14 protein-coding genes and 1 pseudogene are annotated in these 15,819 nt (G+C 60.7%); 9 read left to right on the top strand and 6 right to left on the bottom strand.

Annotated features, from left to right (window positions below; translation table 11 throughout):
* Positions 1-3: 3 nt before the first annotated feature.
* From accB to gcbA, 4 genes and pseudogenes are all read right to left on the bottom strand, one after another.
* The gene (gene accB, locus AACY18_RS07410) at positions 4-468 is read right to left on the bottom strand and encodes an acetyl-CoA carboxylase biotin carboxyl carrier protein (protein WP_096819740.1); all 465 of its coding nucleotides are present in this window, start codon (positions 466-468) and stop codon (positions 4-6) included.
* A gap of 24 nt (positions 469-492) precedes the next feature.
* Positions 493-948: a type II 3-dehydroquinate dehydratase gene (gene aroQ / locus AACY18_RS07415; protein ID WP_064593231.1), complete on the bottom strand. Its 456-nt coding sequence runs from the start codon at positions 946-948 to the stop codon at positions 493-495.
* A gap of 239 nt (positions 949-1,187) precedes the next feature.
* Positions 1,188-1,694: pseudogene (locus AACY18_RS28005) on the bottom strand (methyl-accepting chemotaxis protein); the annotation flags it as partial.
* Positions 1,695-3,185: 1,491 nt separating this feature from the next.
* A complete protein-coding gene (gene gcbA, locus AACY18_RS07425) occupies positions 3,186-4,856 on the bottom strand; it encodes a diguanylate cyclase GcbA (protein WP_339431849.1) in 1,671 nt (556 codons plus the stop codon).
* Positions 4,857-5,292: 436 nt separating this feature from the next.
* Here gcbA and AACY18_RS07430 point away from each other — a divergent pair, with 436 nt between their 5' ends.
* The 7 genes from AACY18_RS07430 to AACY18_RS07460 all read left to right on the top strand — a co-directional run bounded on the left by AACY18_RS07430 (position 5,293) and on the right by AACY18_RS07460 (position 12,879).
* Positions 5,293-6,360, top strand: a complete 1,068-nt coding sequence (locus AACY18_RS07430; protein WP_339431850.1) for a DUF2333 family protein — start codon at positions 5,293-5,295, stop codon at positions 6,358-6,360.
* A gap of 3 nt (positions 6,361-6,363) precedes the next feature.
* A complete protein-coding gene (locus tag AACY18_RS07435; RefSeq protein ID WP_339431851.1) occupies positions 6,364-6,921 on the top strand; it encodes an NUDIX hydrolase in 558 nt (185 codons plus the stop codon).
* 187 nt (positions 6,922-7,108) lie between these two features.
* Complete coding sequence (locus tag AACY18_RS07440) at positions 7,109-7,480, top strand: translation initiation factor Sui1 (protein ID WP_007914613.1); 372 nt, start codon at positions 7,109-7,111, stop codon at positions 7,478-7,480.
* A gap of 218 nt (positions 7,481-7,698) precedes the next feature.
* A complete protein-coding gene (gene speA / locus AACY18_RS07445) occupies positions 7,699-9,612 on the top strand; it encodes an arginine decarboxylase (protein ID WP_339431852.1) in 1,914 nt (637 codons plus the stop codon).
* 233 nt (positions 9,613-9,845) lie between these two features.
* Positions 9,846-11,195 (top strand): type VI secretion system Vgr family protein, encoded by a 1,350-nt coding sequence (locus AACY18_RS07450; protein WP_339431853.1) that lies wholly within the window; start codon positions 9,846-9,848, stop codon positions 11,193-11,195.
* Positions 11,192-11,986 carry a DUF4123 domain-containing protein gene (locus AACY18_RS07455; protein ID WP_339464615.1) on the top strand — a complete coding sequence of 265 codons (795 nt, stop codon included), beginning with the start codon at positions 11,192-11,194 and terminating at the stop codon, positions 11,984-11,986. Before AACY18_RS07450 ends, AACY18_RS07455 begins: the two co-directional genes overlap by 4 nt.
* A gap of 17 nt (positions 11,987-12,003) precedes the next feature.
* A complete protein-coding gene (locus AACY18_RS07460; protein WP_339464616.1) occupies positions 12,004-12,879 on the top strand; it encodes an alpha/beta hydrolase in 876 nt (291 codons plus the stop codon).
* Here AACY18_RS07460 and AACY18_RS07465 read toward each other — a convergent pair.
* Positions 12,873-14,222, bottom strand: a complete 1,350-nt coding sequence (locus tag AACY18_RS07465) for an MATE family efflux transporter (RefSeq protein ID WP_339431856.1) — start codon at positions 14,220-14,222, stop codon at positions 12,873-12,875. The two genes, AACY18_RS07460 and AACY18_RS07465, sit on opposite strands and share 7 nt — an antisense overlap.
* Before the next feature lie 100 nt (positions 14,223-14,322).
* Complete coding sequence (locus AACY18_RS07470; RefSeq protein WP_339431857.1) at positions 14,323-14,616, bottom strand: hypothetical protein; 294 nt, start codon at positions 14,614-14,616, stop codon at positions 14,323-14,325.
* A gap of 148 nt (positions 14,617-14,764) precedes the next feature.
* Between AACY18_RS07470 and AACY18_RS07475 the strand changes: the two genes are divergently transcribed.
* Positions 14,765-15,067, top strand: a complete 303-nt coding sequence (locus tag AACY18_RS07475) for a MazG-like family protein (RefSeq protein WP_221732792.1) — start codon at positions 14,765-14,767, stop codon at positions 15,065-15,067.
* Positions 15,067-15,816, top strand: coding sequence for a methyltransferase (locus tag AACY18_RS07480; protein ID WP_339431858.1), 750 nt, complete (start codon positions 15,067-15,069; stop codon positions 15,814-15,816). The genes AACY18_RS07475 and AACY18_RS07480 overlap by 1 nt, the downstream gene beginning before the upstream one ends.
* Positions 15,817-15,819 lie beyond the last annotated feature (3 nt).

A 15,819-nucleotide genomic window follows, 5' to 3' on the forward strand; every position in this document is an offset into this window, starting at 1 on the left:
AGTTCAAACGATGGTGAACAGCGGTTGGTCGTACTCAACCGGCTGGCCGTCTTCGACGAGGATGGACTCGATCACACCGCTGGTTTCAGCTTCGATGTGGTTCATCATCTTCATGGCTTCAACGATGCACAGGGTGTCGCCTTTCTTCACGGTCTGGCCGACTTCGACGAAGGACGGCGAGGTTGGCGAAGACTTGCGGTAGAAAGTGCCGACCATCGGCGAGCGGGCAACGGTGCCGTTCAGCGCTGGAGCAGCAGCGGCAGCCGGGGCGGCAGCAGCCACCGGAGCAGCAGCAGCGACAGGTGCAGCGGCCGGCGCTTGCATCGGAGCTGGCGCGTAGTACTGCTGAGCCGGGGTCTTGCTGTGGCGGCTGATACGTACGGACTCTTCGCCTTCCTTGATCTCGAGCTCGTCGATGCCGGACTCTTCCAGCAATTCGATCAGTTTCTTAACTTTACGGATATCCATGAATCATCAACTCCCAAGGGTCGGTCAGGGGCGTATAGCTTGGTGTTCAAGCTGCTCTAGTGCAGCCTCCAGGGCCAGTCGGTAACCGCTGGCGCCAAGGCCGCAGATCACTCCTACCGCTACGTCGGAGAAGTAAGAGTGATGGCGGAAAGGTTCGCGTTTGTGCACGTTGGACAAATGCACTTCGATGAATGGGATGCTCACTCCCAGCAGCGCGTCACGTAATGCGACACTTGTGTGCGTAAAAGCCGCTGGATTGATCAGGATGAAGTCCACCCCTTCGCCGCGAGCGGCGTGGATGCGGTCGATCAATTCGTACTCGGCATTGCTTTGCAGATACAGCAGATGATGGCCTGCTTCGCGGGCGCGGCGTTCCAGGTCCTGATTGATCTGCGCCAGGGTCGTCGACCCATAGGTGCCCGGTTCACGGGTGCCGAGCAGGTTCAGGTTGGGGCCGTGCAGCACCAGTAGGGTTGCCATCCGCGTAGTCCTTGTCATGAGTGAGCAATCGTCAGAACCCGGCGACTATGCCGCAAAGGCTTTGTGACTGTCCAGTTCTATGCAATAGCCAGCACGATGGCCGATGTTTGCGCGAAATTTGTGACCGTGTCATTAAGTCCGGTCATTTGTGATGGTTGGAAGCCTTCGTGAGCAAGCTCGCACACAGGATTGTGAACAACACCGATTGATTGTGGGAGATTGCCCGCAAAGGCGATCGATCAAACGCGGAAGGCCTGAACGGCTGTATGCAGTTGCCCGCCCAGCACCAGCAGGTTCTCACCCTGTTCACGTCCCTGACCGATTCGCAGCAAGTTATCCCCACCCAGTTGATGAATCCGTTCGCTGTGATCGCGAATCTCGCTGACCGCGCCGCTCTGCTGGGCGGTGACATCGGCAATGCGAATTGCCGTGTCGGAAATGGTCTGGATCGCGCCAACGATTTTATCCAGCGCGCCATCCGCCGCTTGCGCCTGATTGGCCGTGGCTTCGGCGTGTTCGACCTGCGCGCGCATGCCTTCGACCGATTGCCGGGCGGCGGTTTGCAGGCCAGCGATCAGTGTTTGGATTTCTGCCGTCGCTCCCGCCGTCCGCTGCGCGAGCGAGCGCACTTCCTCGGCCACCACGGCGAAACCGCGGCCCATTTCTCCGGCGCGTGCCGCTTCAATCGCTGCGTTCAGCGCCAGCAGGTTGGTCTGGTCGGCAATCGAGCGGATCACCGTCAGTACGCCGCCAATGGTCGCCGACTCCTCGGCCAGATGCTCGATCATCTGCGCGTTGCCCTGCACTTCACCCACCAGTGCGTGCAGTCCCGTCAGGCTCTGGCCGATGACGGTCTGGCCGTGTTCGACGGCCAGGCCTGCATGGCGACTGGCATCCGCTGCCTGCTGAGCATCGTCGGCGACTTGCTGGATGGTGGCCTCAAGTTCGCCGAGAGAGTCACGGATCAGCGCCGTATCACCGGCCTGATGTTCGGCGCCGCTGTGCAAATCGTTGCTCAGTTCGGCGAGGGTCCGACTGCTGCCCGCCACTTGCTCGGCATTGCCGCGAATGGTGCCGACCAGATCGACCAGATAGGCACGCAGGCGGTTGAGCGAGGCTTCGATGTCGTGCAGTTCGCGGTTGGTTTTGCCCAACTGAATGTCACGGCTGAAATCGCCTTCGGCCCAGGTCGACAGTGCGGGTGCCAGGTGGGTCAGGGTGCGGGCCAGCCGTCGCTGCAGGGTATCGATCAGCAGCGCAATCAACAGAATCAAGCCGATCATCGCGCCCTGCATGAGTCGCACTTCGCCCTGGATTTGTCCGTGCTGGGCGCGCACCACCGGCTCCAGTCCGGCGATGGCTTGCTGCACGGCGGCGATTTTCAAGTGTGTGGCGCTGCTCAGGTCCGTGCGTTTCTGGATCTGCTCGCGGGTGCGTTCCAGCTCCGCCGGGTAGCGGCCGAGCAGGCTGTTGAGTTCACGCTTGAGGCCGACACCGGCGTCTTCGGCGACGGCTTTTTCGGTGTTCTCGATGCCCATCATCGCGGCGAAGTCATCGCTGTTCGATTCATTGCTGGCGACCACGCCGAGCAAGGGCAGGGCGTCGATCACCTGCGCCTGGGCGCGGATATTGCTGACCTCTCGCTCAACGTCGGCGGCTAGTTCGCTGCGTCCGCTGCTGACCAGTTTGTCCCGCGCCAACGACAGTTTGCCCACGTGCTGAGACGCGACGAGGAGCGGCGTCAGGTAGGCCGCGTTGCCATTGGCGTAAGTGCTGAGTTGCTCGAGGCTGGCGCTCAGTTCGCGTTCGGCCTGTAGCAGGAGTGCCTGCGGATCACCGGCCAGTTTGCCGGCAGCGAGCAGATCGGTTTTGCTGAATTCTTCGAGGCTCGACAGGCTCGGGTGCAGCGTGTCGGCCAGTGCCTTAGGCCAGTCGCCGAGTTCTTTTTGCAAGCCTTCGATGGCCTGGCTGGCGCTGCTCAGGCGCAGTGCATCGCCACTGGCAAGGTAGTCCTCGACATTGCGCGCCACCTCATTCTGAAATTGCTGCGACAGCCCGAGATAACGCTCCATCAGCAAATACGGACGCTCCAGGGCTTTTTGCGACCACCACAGGGTGGCGCCGAGTGCCACGCACACGGCGACCAGCAGCAGAGTATTGAGATTGGTGAGCAACTTCAGGCGCATGACGGCTACCAACGGCAGAAATGGTAAGCGCCTGAATTTATTGCGGTTCTATTACAAGGTTATGACCGAATCGGTTGATTCCGATGAAAAGATGGCACTTTGCTTTGAGTCCCGCGCGGCCTGCACCCGATTACGTCCCGCACCCTTGGCGCGGTACAGCGCTTCGTCGGCTTGGCTGGCCATCATCAGGCTGTCGGAATCGTCATGCATTTCCACCACGCCCGCGCTGAAGGTGCACCACAAGTCTTGCGGTTGCGCGGGGTAGTGGATTTCGGCAAAGCGTTGACGAATCTCGTCGAGCACTTTGTGCGCGGCTTCGATATCGGTGTCAGGCATGACGATGGCGAATTCTTCGCCGCCGTACCGGCCGATGAAATCGGTTTTGCGCAGACGTTGCTTGAGAAACAGTGCGAGGCTTTTGATCACGCGGTCGCCCATTGGGTGGCCGTGGCTGTCATTGACCCGTTTGAAGTGGTCGATGTCGAGCATCGCAAAGCTCAGCGGCTTGTTCTCGCGGCGGGCGCGGAACGAGCAGTCTTCGAGCAACTGCAGAATGTGCGTGTGGTTGTACAAACCGGTCAGGCTGTCGCGCACCATCCGCGCCTTGAGGTTGCGCGCTCGGGCGGCGCGGTTGCGCACGGTGGTGATCAGGTGGCGTGGCTTGATCGGTTTGGTCAGGAAGTCGTCGCCGCCCTCGCTCATGGCGTCGAGCTGTTTATCCAGATCGTCTTCGGCCGACAGGTAAATGATCGGCACACTGACGTAGCGGTCGTTGTGGCGGATCACCTTGGCCAACTCAGTGCCTGTGCAGGCCGGCATGTACATGTCGAGGATGATCAGGTCTGGCTGGAAATCCGCCAGTTCGGCCATGGCCTGAATTGGTTCGATCAGAGTGCGGGTGACGATCCCGGCGCTGTTGAGCAGGCGTTCGGTGTGCAAGGCCTGGGCGCGGGAATCATCGATGATCAGCACTTTATAAGGTTCGTACTGAGCGACGCAGGTGAGGACTTCGATCTTCTCCAGCAGGCTCGACGCTTCGAGGGTGCCGGTGAGAAATTCCTGACCGCCGGCGCGCACGGCGGCGAGACGGGTCGGGGTGTCGGTTTCGTGCAGGCTGAAGAACAGCAACGGTAGCGGCTCGTCCAGGCCCACTTGCGCTTCGGCGGCGAGCTTCAGACCCACGCCAGCGCCGCTGAAATCCACGTCCATGACGATCGCGGCCGGCAAACGCTCGACCATCGAGGAGCGAAACGCTGGCACGCTATCAAGCGCCTGAGCGCTCAGGCCGAAAAATTCCAGTTGTTTGGCCAGCCGCTCTGCGCGGTCGTGGTCCTGCAGCATGACGTAGATCGGTTTGCGCAGCGGCGGCAGAAAGGTCTGGTCGAGTTGGTCGCCATGGCGCAGGCCGGTGCGCGACAGGCGCTGCATCAGGCGATTGAGTTCAGTGATCAATCCGCTGCTCAGTCGGCCACGATTGGCATCCACCGCTTCCAGCGATTGACCGATGTGGCGCGCAAGCTGGGTGTGTTCGGGCTGTTCGAAGCGCTCGGCAAAACGCAGCAGGCGCAAGTTGGCCTCGCTCAGTTCGGCGAGGTCGACGGTGGACCACTCACTGCGTTGCAGGCGCTGCCATATCTCAAGAATCTGACGTGCCTGATGAATTACCCGCTGGGCAAAGTGGTGCTTGAGACGCTCACGGCTGGGGTCTTCTGGCTCGGTCATATCCTGACTACTAGTTAGGCTGCATGCTGAGATCGACTGGTGGCTCTATGCTAGCACCTCTTTTCCCTTAGACGAGTGTCATGAGTCAATAATCTGCAGTGCGTCACTATTCAGTTCCTGACCCGTTGGTTTTGTTTTTGACCTGTTCATCGGCGAAGTCCCGTTGAATCGGCAATTTGCTGTGTGATCTGCTTAACTCTGAGTGATTTTCAGGTGCCCATCTCATCAGTGCAGTGAATGCGCTGTGCGAGGGTTTTCACTGCCCTGAGACGCTATGGATGTGGGGAGTCGGTATCAGGGAAACCCTTAGTTCAAATGTTGCTTCATTCGCTCGAACGAATTACTGCTTATCTTTAATGGCGGGTGCCGGCCCAAGGCACGTTGTTGTATGGTTGTGGTCGAACCGTTGAACCCAAGTGATTGAAAGGATATCGCCATGCTGGACTGGAAAAACCGCGCGGGCAGCGCGCCTGAACGTGCTGCCGAGCCGAAGTCGGCAACCCGCAGCTATGCCGGCGGGGTGTTGTTCAGCCGTGCGCTGGCCACGCTGGTCGGCATCTATCTATTGGTGACCATCGGCCTTGGCTGGTACTGGAGCCAGGAGCCGGCGCTGTTTGCGGTGGCACAAAACGCGCAGGTGGCTGCCGAGAAAGAAGGCAAGCAAATGGTGATCGGCTACACCACCGTCGAAACCCTCAAGACCGTTGCCAGCACCTTGCTCGACAAACCGGGCGGTTACATTTCCAATGACCGCTTCCCGCCAGGCCTGTGGATGGACAACACGCCGAGCTGGGAATATGGCGTACTGGTGCAAGTGCGCGACTTGACCCGTGCCCTGCGCAAAGACTTCGCCCGTTCGCAATCGCAGTCGGCGGAAGATGCCGATCTGGCCAAGGCCGAACCGCGTTTCAACTTCGACAACAAGAGCTGGATCCTGCCATCCAGTGAATCGGAGTATCAGGAAGGCATCAACTCCTTGAGCCGTTATCAGGCACGCTTGTCTGATCCGACCCAGAAAAACGCGCTGTTCTACGCCCGTGCCGATAACCTGAACAACTGGCTGGGCGATGTCGGCACCCGCTTGGGTTCGCTGTCGCAACGGCTTTCGGCAAGCGTTGGCCGGGTCAAACTCAACACCGCGCTGAAAACCGAAGCGCCGGCCGTTGGCCAAGTGCCGCAGGTCGACGAAGAAGTTGTCGAAACCCCGTGGATGCAGATCGACAATGTTTTCTACGAAGCTCGCGGTCAGGCCTGGGCGCTGTCGCACTTGCTGCGCGCCATCGAAGTCGACTTCGCCGACGTGCTGGCGAAGAAGAACGCCACCGTCAGCGTGCGTCAGATCATCCGCGAACTGGAAGCCTCGCAGGAACCTGTCTGGAGCCCGATGATCCTCAACGGCAGTGGCTTCGGCGTGCTGGCCAACCATTCGCTGGTCATGGCCAACTATATTTCCCGGGCCAACGCCGCCGTCATCGATTTGCGTCAACTGCTCAATCAGGGCTGATTCATGACTCAGAGCGCCAAAGAGGCGGCGCATCGCGCTGCCTCGGATGCCGAACACATTGCCTGGGTTGACGAGCAGGACAACCTGCTCGGTGCCTTGGTACGTGCCGATTTGCGCGATAGAGGGCTGATCGGTCGCGGCACTTACATCATGCTGTTCAATTCTGCCGGCGACCTTTGCGTACACCGGCGCACGTTGAGCAAGGCCATTTATCCCGGTTACTGGGACGTGGCGGCCGGCGGCATGGTTCAGGCGAATGAGACTTACGCCGAGTCGGCGGCCCGTGAGCTGGAAGAGGAACTGGGTGTGAGCGGCGTTGAACTTACCGCTCACGACCATTTCTACTTCGAAGACACCGGCAACCGTCTGTGGTGTTCGGCGTTTTCCGCGGTGTGGGATGGTCCGCTGATCCTGCAGCCCGAGGAAGTGCTGGAAGCGCGCTTCATTCCCGTCGAACAAGTGATGCGCGAAATCGAGCAAAAGCCTTATTGCCCGGACTCTTTGGCTGCGCTCAAGCGCTATCTGAAGGCTCAGCAAAGCGACGTCGCAAAGAACACATAAATTGGCGCTGATTGGCTCTTAGCAATCGGCGTTTTTGCCGTTACACTGCGCGACCTTTTCAAGCTGTACCGGACTGCTTTCAGTGAAGCGTCGGTGCAGTAGCGCTGCCCCTGCCTGAGTGGGGCTTCGCGGTCGATAACCTTGCCCAAGGTTGCGATCAGTCTTTGTCCTCCCAAGAGGATTGCCGGTGGCCAAAAAAGCCGCATCCTTCGCCGCCCTAGGTGGCCTGGTATTTTCCACCGACGCAGGTCGTCATTGCCCGGAATGCAGTAAACCGGTGGACGCCTGTATCTGCAAACAAACCGTGATCCCGGCCGGTGACGGCATTGCCCGCGTGCGTCGCGAGAGCAAGGGCCGTGGCGGCAAGACGGTGACCACCATCACCGGCGTGCCGCTGGCTGAAGACGCGCTCAAAGAGTTGGCGACAACGTTGAAGAAACGTTGCGGCACCGGTGGGGCGTTGAAAGACGGGATCATCGAAATCCAGGGCGATCATGTCGAGCTACTCTTGGCTGAGCTGATCAAGCACGGTTTCAAAGCGAAGAAGTCCGGCGGCTAGCAGCCTCTGTGAAACCCACCTGCGGCTTGATCCGGTTCTGAACAGTTTCAGCATCGGCGTCGTCTCCATGGTTTCACAGAGCCTGTTCATGACCGGTTTCTAAACTCCACGCTGTCAGCGCGGTCTACCGCCGCGCTGACGAACCGTCATTTTCATTCTTTAGACTGCGCCGGCCTGAGATCAGGCGACGCACTATGACTTCTTTATAGGGGACTTCGATGTCCGTAAGACGCACACGCAAAGACGATGGCAGCCAATGGACAGTTGCGGACAGCCGCAGTGTTTACGGGATTCGCCATTGGGGGGCCGGGTATTTCGCGATCAATGACGCCGGTCGCGTCGAAGTTCGTCCGAACGGCCCGAACAGTTCGCCTATCGACTTGTTCGAGCAAGTCGACCAACTGCGCCAAAGCGGTTTGTCCTTGCCGTTGCTGGTTCGCTTCCCCGACATCCTGCAAGACCGTGTCCGTCAACTGACCGGTGCTTTCGATGCGAACATCGAGCGCCTGGAGTACCAGAGCAAGTACACCGCGCTGTACCCGATCAAGGTGAACCAGCAAGAAGCGGTGATCGAGAACATCATCGCCACTCAGGACGTCTCCATCGGTCTGGAAGCCGGCTCCAAGCCTGAGCTGCTGGCCGTGCTGGCACTGGCGCCGAAGGGCGGCACCATCGTCTGCAACGGTTACAAGGACCGCGAGTTCATTCGTCTGGCGCTGATGGGCCAGAAGCTCGGTCACAACGTGTTCATCGTCATCGAAAAAGAGTCCGAAGTCGCGCTGGTGATCGACGAAGCCGCCTCGCTCAAGGTCAAGCCACAGGTCGGCCTGCGCGTGCGTCTGTCGTCGCTGGCGTCGTCCAAGTGGGCGGACACCGGTGGTGAGAAGTCCAAGTTCGGTCTGTCGGCGGCGCAACTGCTGTCGGTTGTCGAGCGCTTCCGCGCGGCCGGCCTGGATCAAGGCATTCGCCTGCTGCACTTTCACATGGGTTCGCAGATTGCCAACCTGGCTGACTATCAGCACGGCTTCAAGGAAGCGATCCGTTACTACGGCGAGCTGCGCAATCTTGGTCTGCCGGTCGATCACATCGACGTGGGCGGCGGTCTGGGCGTCGACTACGACGGCACGCACTCGCGCAACGCCAGTTCGATCAACTACGACATGGATGATTACGCCGGTGTCGTGGTCGGGATGCTCAAGGAGTTCTGCGACGCGCAGAGCCTGCCGCACCCGCACATCTTCTCCGAAAGCGGCCGTTCGCTGACCGCGCACCACGCGATGCTGGTGGTGCAGGTAACCGACGTCGAGAAACACAACGACGACGTGCCGAAGATCGAGAACAAGGAATCGCTGCCGGAAACCGTGCAGTGGCTGGTTGACCTGCTGGGTCCGACCGACATTGAAATGGTCACCGAAACCTACTGGCGCGCCACGCACTACATGAGCGACGTGGCAGCTCAGTACGCCGACGGCAAACTGACCCTGGCCGAGAAAGCCCTGGCCGAGCAGTGCTACTTCGCCGTGTGCCGTCGCCTGCACAACTCGCTGAAAGCCCGTCAGCGTTCGCACCGTCAGGTACTCGACGAGCTCAACGACAAGCTGGCCGACAAGTACATCTGCAACTTCTCGGTGTTCCAGAGCCTGCCGGACACCTGGGCCATTGATCAGGTACTGCCGATCATCCCGCTGCACCGCCTCGACGAAGAGCCGCTGCGTCGTGCCGTGCTGCAGGATCTGACCTGCGACTCCGATGGCAAGATCAACCAGTACGTCGACGAGCAGAGCATCGAGACCAGCCTGCCCGTGCACGGCCTGAACGAAGGTGAAGACTACTTGCTGGGTGTGTTCCTGGTCGGCGCCTATCAGGAAATCCTCGGCGACATGCACAACCTGTTCGGTGACACCGACTCGGTGAACATCTACCAGAACGCCGATGGCAGCGTGTACCACGCCGGCATCGAAACCCACGACACCATCGAAGACATGCTGCGTTACGTGCACTTGTCGCCGGAAGAACTGATGACTCACTACCGCGACAAATGCGCCAGTGCCCGCATCAGTGCCAGCGAACGTACGCAATTTCTCGATGCCTTGCGTCTGGGCCTGACCCGCTCCTCCTACCTGTCCTCCTGAGGCCAGGTTGCAATCTCGCCGGGTTGTCTGAAATTTTCCCAAACGCTGCGGAAAAATCGGATGGCTCGGTGGGATACATCCCAAAATCTTCGCGAAATGCTTGGCTATCCAGGCCGGCAAAGTCATCCGGTCTGCTTTTCGCGTAGGTCATTTCCTAAGTTGTACTTCGGCACTCTACTCGGCACGGGGTCTCGGCGAGAATCCCCGACCGCCCCTCCTGTAGAGATCCGCCCATGTTCGATCCAGTCAACGAGTCGTCGTTTCGTCTCGATGTAGCGGGCCTGTCCGCCCCTTTCGAAGTCCTGGCCTTTACCGGTAGCGAAGCCCTCAGCGAGCCTTTTGCGTTCGAGATCGATGTGTTGATCGACGATCCGCAGCTGGATCTCGCCGGCCTGCTTTACCGTTCGGCGTTCCTGTGTTTCGGACCGTCGGGGGAGGGCTTGCACGGGCAGTTGCAGAGTCTTGTCCAGCATGAGCACGGGCACGGTTCGCGGCTGAGCCGGATCCGTCTGGGGCCGAAACTCGGTTGCCTTGACCTGCGTATCAGTCAGCGGATATTCAGTGGCCGAACGGTGCCGCAGATCATCGATCAGGTACTCAGGGAACACGGGATTGTCGGCGCTCAGCGACGCTTCGCGTTGCGCGGCGACTACCCGGCCCGCACGTTCTGCACGCAATACCGTGAGTCCGATCTGCAACTGCTCCAGCGCTTGTGCGCGCAGGCACGGATTCACTATTTCTTTGAACACGCGCACGACCGGCATTGCCTGGTGTTCGGCGATGATCCGGCACAGTTGCCATTGGCTGACGTCGCGCAGTATCAAGGCGAGCACGCCGATCCTTTTTCTTCTCCCGCGGTACACCATTGGCAATTGCTGGAATCGTTTCAGGGCGAGGGCGCGTGGCAGGCGCCAAATGCTGAAGGACGCAGTGATTTGGCGGCGTTGCGCAGCGGTCAATGGCTGCGCCTGGCCGATCATCCGTTCGCCGAGTGCAATCGCCATTGGTTGTTGACGCGGATTGAACATAGCGCGGATCCGGCCCTTGATCTGCCCTATGCCAACCGACTGTTCGGCGCGCTGCAGTTGCCGCCGTCTGCGGCGGCCGCAATGCCGTCGAGACCACGCATGCACAGCCTGCAGCGGGCCTGGGTGGTGACGGTCGATGAGCCGCAGCCTGACTGCAGGCGGCCGGTGGCGGTGCAGTTCGATTGGCTCTATCAGGGCGAAGGTGCGGCGCCGAGTCATTGTTGGCTGCCGCTCGCACCGGCCTTGGCCGATGCGCCGTTGGCGGCGCTGAGCGATGGCGTGGAAGTGGTGGTGAGTTTCTTTGAGGGCGATCCAGATCAACCGGTGATCAGCGGCGTTCTCCTGCCGTCGGTCATGGAGGCGCAGATCAGCGATGAGCCGCCGGTGCCTGTGCCGGACCGGCTGGTGAGTGAAGGCTTGCAGCAACTGCTGACGTCGGGCGAACCATTATTGCTGCTGTGCCTGATTCCGGGAGGTGGCAGTTTCAGCCACTGCGCAGAGTCGGTCTGCAGTTGTCGGCTGGTCGCGGCGCTTGAACAGAGCGGCGCAACATGAGTGGCGCGGCGCATGAGCCAACGGCGCAATGGCTGTTGCTCGACGGCGCGGATGCCGCGCGGGCATTGACGGTATTGCATCAGGGCTTCCCCGGAGTGCGGCGCTTAAGGCTGTTTGACGGTACCGAGTTTCAACCGGTCAGTGAGCACGGTCCGGTGCTGGTCGACTTGCACGATTGCCCGGCATTGGCGTCGTTGTGTCACAGCGACCCGGATACCTGGCGCGGTCTGCTGCTGGGCAGCGAGGCAACGGCGCAGGAGCTGCTCAGCCACTTGCAGCGCATGCTCACGGTCTCGTTCGGCTTGAGCCATCGGGCCTTGCTCAGCTATTACAACCGCCAGACCGCGAGCTATTTTTTCGACGCCTGCGACGCTGGCGAATTGAGTCGCTGGCTCGGGCCGATCCGCCTGTTGCGTTGGTTCGGTGGCACCTGGGCCGACTACGCGATTGGCAGTCAGGGTTGGCAGCAGTTGCGTAACCCCGGGCTGGCCGTCGAGCCACTGAACATTGAAGAAAACCTCACCCGTCGTCAGCGCGAGCGCCTGCAAACCTGCCTGCTGGAGCAGCACATCTGGCGCTGGTGCCAATCGTTGGGAACCGATTACGCGGCAATGGCCTCCCATGTCCAGCAAGGCCTGGAGCTGGGGTTCAGCGACCGCACCGTGCTCGATGGCTGGTTGTGGCTACGCTTGCTGCATCCGCGTGCCGTGCTGGTGCCTCCCCCGGTGGGGCTGACCCAGCAGGAGCGGCTTGACCATGTACGTCGCCAGTGGCACGGCGATCAATTTTGAGATGAGGTTCTGCGCGTATGGCAGGTTTTTTCCGGCAAGGGTTCGGCGCAATGCTGGGGGGCGTGTTGCTGTTGGCACTGAGCGGTTGTTCACCGGTCAAACTGCTCAATGCGCTGACCCCGGACACCACGTTCGACAAAACCAGGGGCATTGCTTATGGCGACGATCCCCGGCAGAAGCTCGATGTGTATGTGCCGCATCATGCGTTGCCGGATGCGCCGGTGGTGGTGTTTTTCTACGGTGGCAGTTGGAACAGTGGCGAGCGTGAAGACTACACGTTTGTCGGTGAGGCGCTGGCATCGCGGGGGATAGTCGCGGTGGTGGCGGATTATCGCTTGTATCCGCAGGTGCGTTACCCGCAGTTCTTGCAGGATGGCGCCCGGGCGGTTGCCTGGACCAAAACGCACATCCGCGAGTTTTCCGGCAATCCGCAGCGCTTGTATCTGATGGGCCACAGCTCCGGTGGCTACAACGCGGCGATGCTGGCGCTGGACAAGGACTGGCTCGCGGCGGTGGGCATGTCGCCCGGTGACATCAGCGGCTGGATCGGTCTGGCCGGGCCTTATGATTTTCTGCCGATCAAGAATCCAGACGTGCGCCCGGTGTTTTTCTGGCCGGACTCACCGCCGCAATCGCAGCCTATCAATCACGTCAGTCGCCACGCTCCACCGGCTCTGCTGATCGCCGCGAACAAAGATGATCTGGTCAACCCGACACGCAACACCGGCGGCCTTGCGCGCAAACTGCGCGAGGTCGGGGTGCCGGTGCAGGATTTGTATTACTCGCGGCCCAATCACATAACGCTGGTGGCGACGCTGTCACGGCCACTGCGTCGACTGGCGCCGGTGCTTGATCAAGTGGTCGGGTTCATCGAACACACGCCGACTCAGTGAGTCGCGCCGCTGAACCAACCGTCGTTGCGCTTGAGCCAGAGGGCTTGCGCGCCGAGGGTGAGACTGCGCAGCACCATGAACAACAGAAACGTTATCCACAGACCGTGATTGCCCAAACCTTGCAGCGCCCACGCGAACGGCACCAGCAGTAGCACTGTCAGCAGCATGCCGTTGCGCATTTCGCGCGCACGGGTGGCACCGATGAACAGACCGTCGAGCAGGTAACTCCAGACCGCAATCAACGGCAGCACGGCGAGGTAGGGCAGATAAATGAACGCCGTGTCGCGCACGCTCTGGATGTTGGTCTGCATTTCGATAAACACATGCCCCGCCAGCAAAAACAGCGTGGCGAATCCGAGGCTGGCGATCAGCGACCAACCGCCGGCCACCACCAGAGAACGGCGCAACGCGAGGCGATCACGGGCACCGATGGCGTGTCCACACAACGCCTCGACCGCGTGGGCCAGACCGTCCAGCGCGTGAGCAGTCAGCAGCAGGCCGTTGAGCAGCAATGCGTTGGCCGCGACAGTGGCATCGCCGAGACGAGCGCCTTGCACGGTGATCATGAAAAACACTGATTGCAGCGCCAGGCTGCGGATGAAAATGTCGCGATTGACCGCCAGTAGCGGGCGCCAGCTCTGCCACACCTTGAGGGCGGCCCAGACAATATGCCCCGGATAGGCGCGCAATGCTTTGCGGGTCAGCATTAGCCCCAGAAGGGCACCGCTCCATTCGGCGATCACGGAAGCCCGAGCCGAGCCGACCACGCCCCAGTCCAGCCCCATGACGAACCACAGGTTTAGCACGATGTTGATCAGGTTGGTGGTCAGCAGTATCGCCAGCGGCGCCCGGGCGTTCTGCGTGCCGAGGAACCAGCCGACCAGCGCGTAACTGGCCAGCGCGGCGGGCAAGCCGAACAACCGGGTGTGGAAAAAGTCGCGGGTCAGTTGATCAAGTTCCGCCGACGGTTGCATGAAGTGCAACGCCACGCCGCTTAACGGTACGCCCAAAGTGCCGAGCACCAGCGACAGTCCCAGCGCCAGCAGCAGACCTTGCAACAGAATTTGCCGCAACGCCGCGCCATCACTGCGCCCGGCCGCTTGCGCGGCGAAGCCTGTGGTGCCCATGCGCAGAAAACCCATGGCCCAGGCGAGAAAGGTGTACAGGCTGGCGCCCACCGCCACCGCGCCCAATTGATGGGCGTGAGGCAGGTGGCCGATGACGGTGCTGTCGACCAGCGCCACCAGTGGTACGGAAATATTGGAAAGGATCATCGGCGCAGCAAGCGCCCAGACCTTGCGGTGAGTCGGGCGATCACGCCAGTCGGCAATCAGGTTGGACATGCGGGCTCCTTGGGGGAGCGGGGATTGTAGCGATTGATGCGGGTTGCAAGGCGATCAATTGTGGGGGCGAGCCTGCTCGCTCCCACAGGGTTTTGCGGTGTCAGTGGATGATCCAGCTCAGCAGCCATAACCCCAGCAGCAACCAGATGATCCCGGCAATGATCGATGCATTCATGAATGCGCGGATCGCGGACCACAGCAGCATCAAGCCGACGATCAGCGCGATGATGCTGATGATCGACGTATCCATGCCCAAGGTCCTGGCCAAACCGTCGACAAAGTTGCCGCCGGCATTGCTCAACAGGTTGAACAGCCCGCTGAGGCCATCAACGATAAAGCGGATGACCGAGCCGAGTGCCTGGCCGAGCCATTCGAAAAAGCTTTCTACCTGCATGTGTGCATCCTGATGAAAGAGCTGAGCCTTGGGCCACAACGTGGGTGGCCGAGTTCCCTGCAACTATAGAGGGTTTGCCTCAATCCTGTGACAGCCCCTTGCCTTCAACCGGCATCCCCCCGAAGCTATACGCCTTCAGGAGAGCCCGATGAACCTTGTTGAACTGACCGAACGCCTGCACGCCATTCGCGACCGCAATGACTGGCGGCAATTTCACAGCCCGAAAAACCTCGCCATGGCCGCCAGCGTCGAGATGTCCGAACTGGTGGAAATCTTCCAGTGGCTGAGCGAAGACCAGTCGCGTCAGTTGCCGGCGGACAAACTGGCCCACGCCGGGCAGGAAGTCGGCGATATCGTCCTGTATCTGTTACTGCTGTGCAGCGAGTTGGGGTTGGACATGAATGACGTGGTGCGCAGCAAGCTCGCCGACAGCGAACGGCGGTTCAGCTGATGAGCGACCGGCATTTCGATCAGTTGGCGACCCGTTTCGCCGAAAAAATCTACGGCGGTGCCAAAGGCGCGATTCGCCTCGCAGTGTTGCAGGCGGACCTTGCCGAAGCGCTGCCGGATCGACCGTTGCGCGTATTGGACATCGGTGGCGGGTTGGGCCACATGTCGCTGTGGCTGGCCGAGCGCGGGCATGATGTGACCTTTACCGAGCCGGCCGAGCCGATGCTTGAAGGTGCGCGCCAGCGGTTTGCCGATGCCGGGCAAACCGCGACGTTCATTCAGGCGCCGTGGCAGGAACTGCTCGGGCAACTCACCGAACCCTACGATCTGGTGATCTGCCACGCGGTGCTGGAATGGCTGGCCGAACCCCACGCGATCCTGCCGGTGTTGCATCAACTGACCACGCCCGGCGGCTGGCTGTCCCTGGCGTTCTACAACCGTGATGCGCTGATCTACCGCAACCTGCTCAAAGGCCATTTCAAGAAGATGCGCAAGAACGTCATGGCCGGCGAAAAACAAAGCCTGACCCCGCAGATGCCCCTCGACCCACGGGAACTGGCGACGCAACTCGCAGGCCTGTGGCAGGTCGAAACCCAAAGCGGGGTGAGGGTGTTCCACGATTACATGCCGGTCGAATTCCAGGCCCGCGCCGAACTCGTGGATTTGCTCGAGATGGAACTCGCTCACCGTCGTCACCCAAGCTTCGCCGGGCTTGGGCGTTACTTGCACTGGATCTGCCGGCCGATCTGATCG

The sequence above is a fragment of the Pseudomonas sp. EA_65y_Pfl2_P74 genome, from assembly GCF_963970575.1.
Lineage (GTDB): Bacteria > Pseudomonadota > Gammaproteobacteria > Pseudomonadales > Pseudomonadaceae > Aquipseudomonas > Aquipseudomonas baetica_A.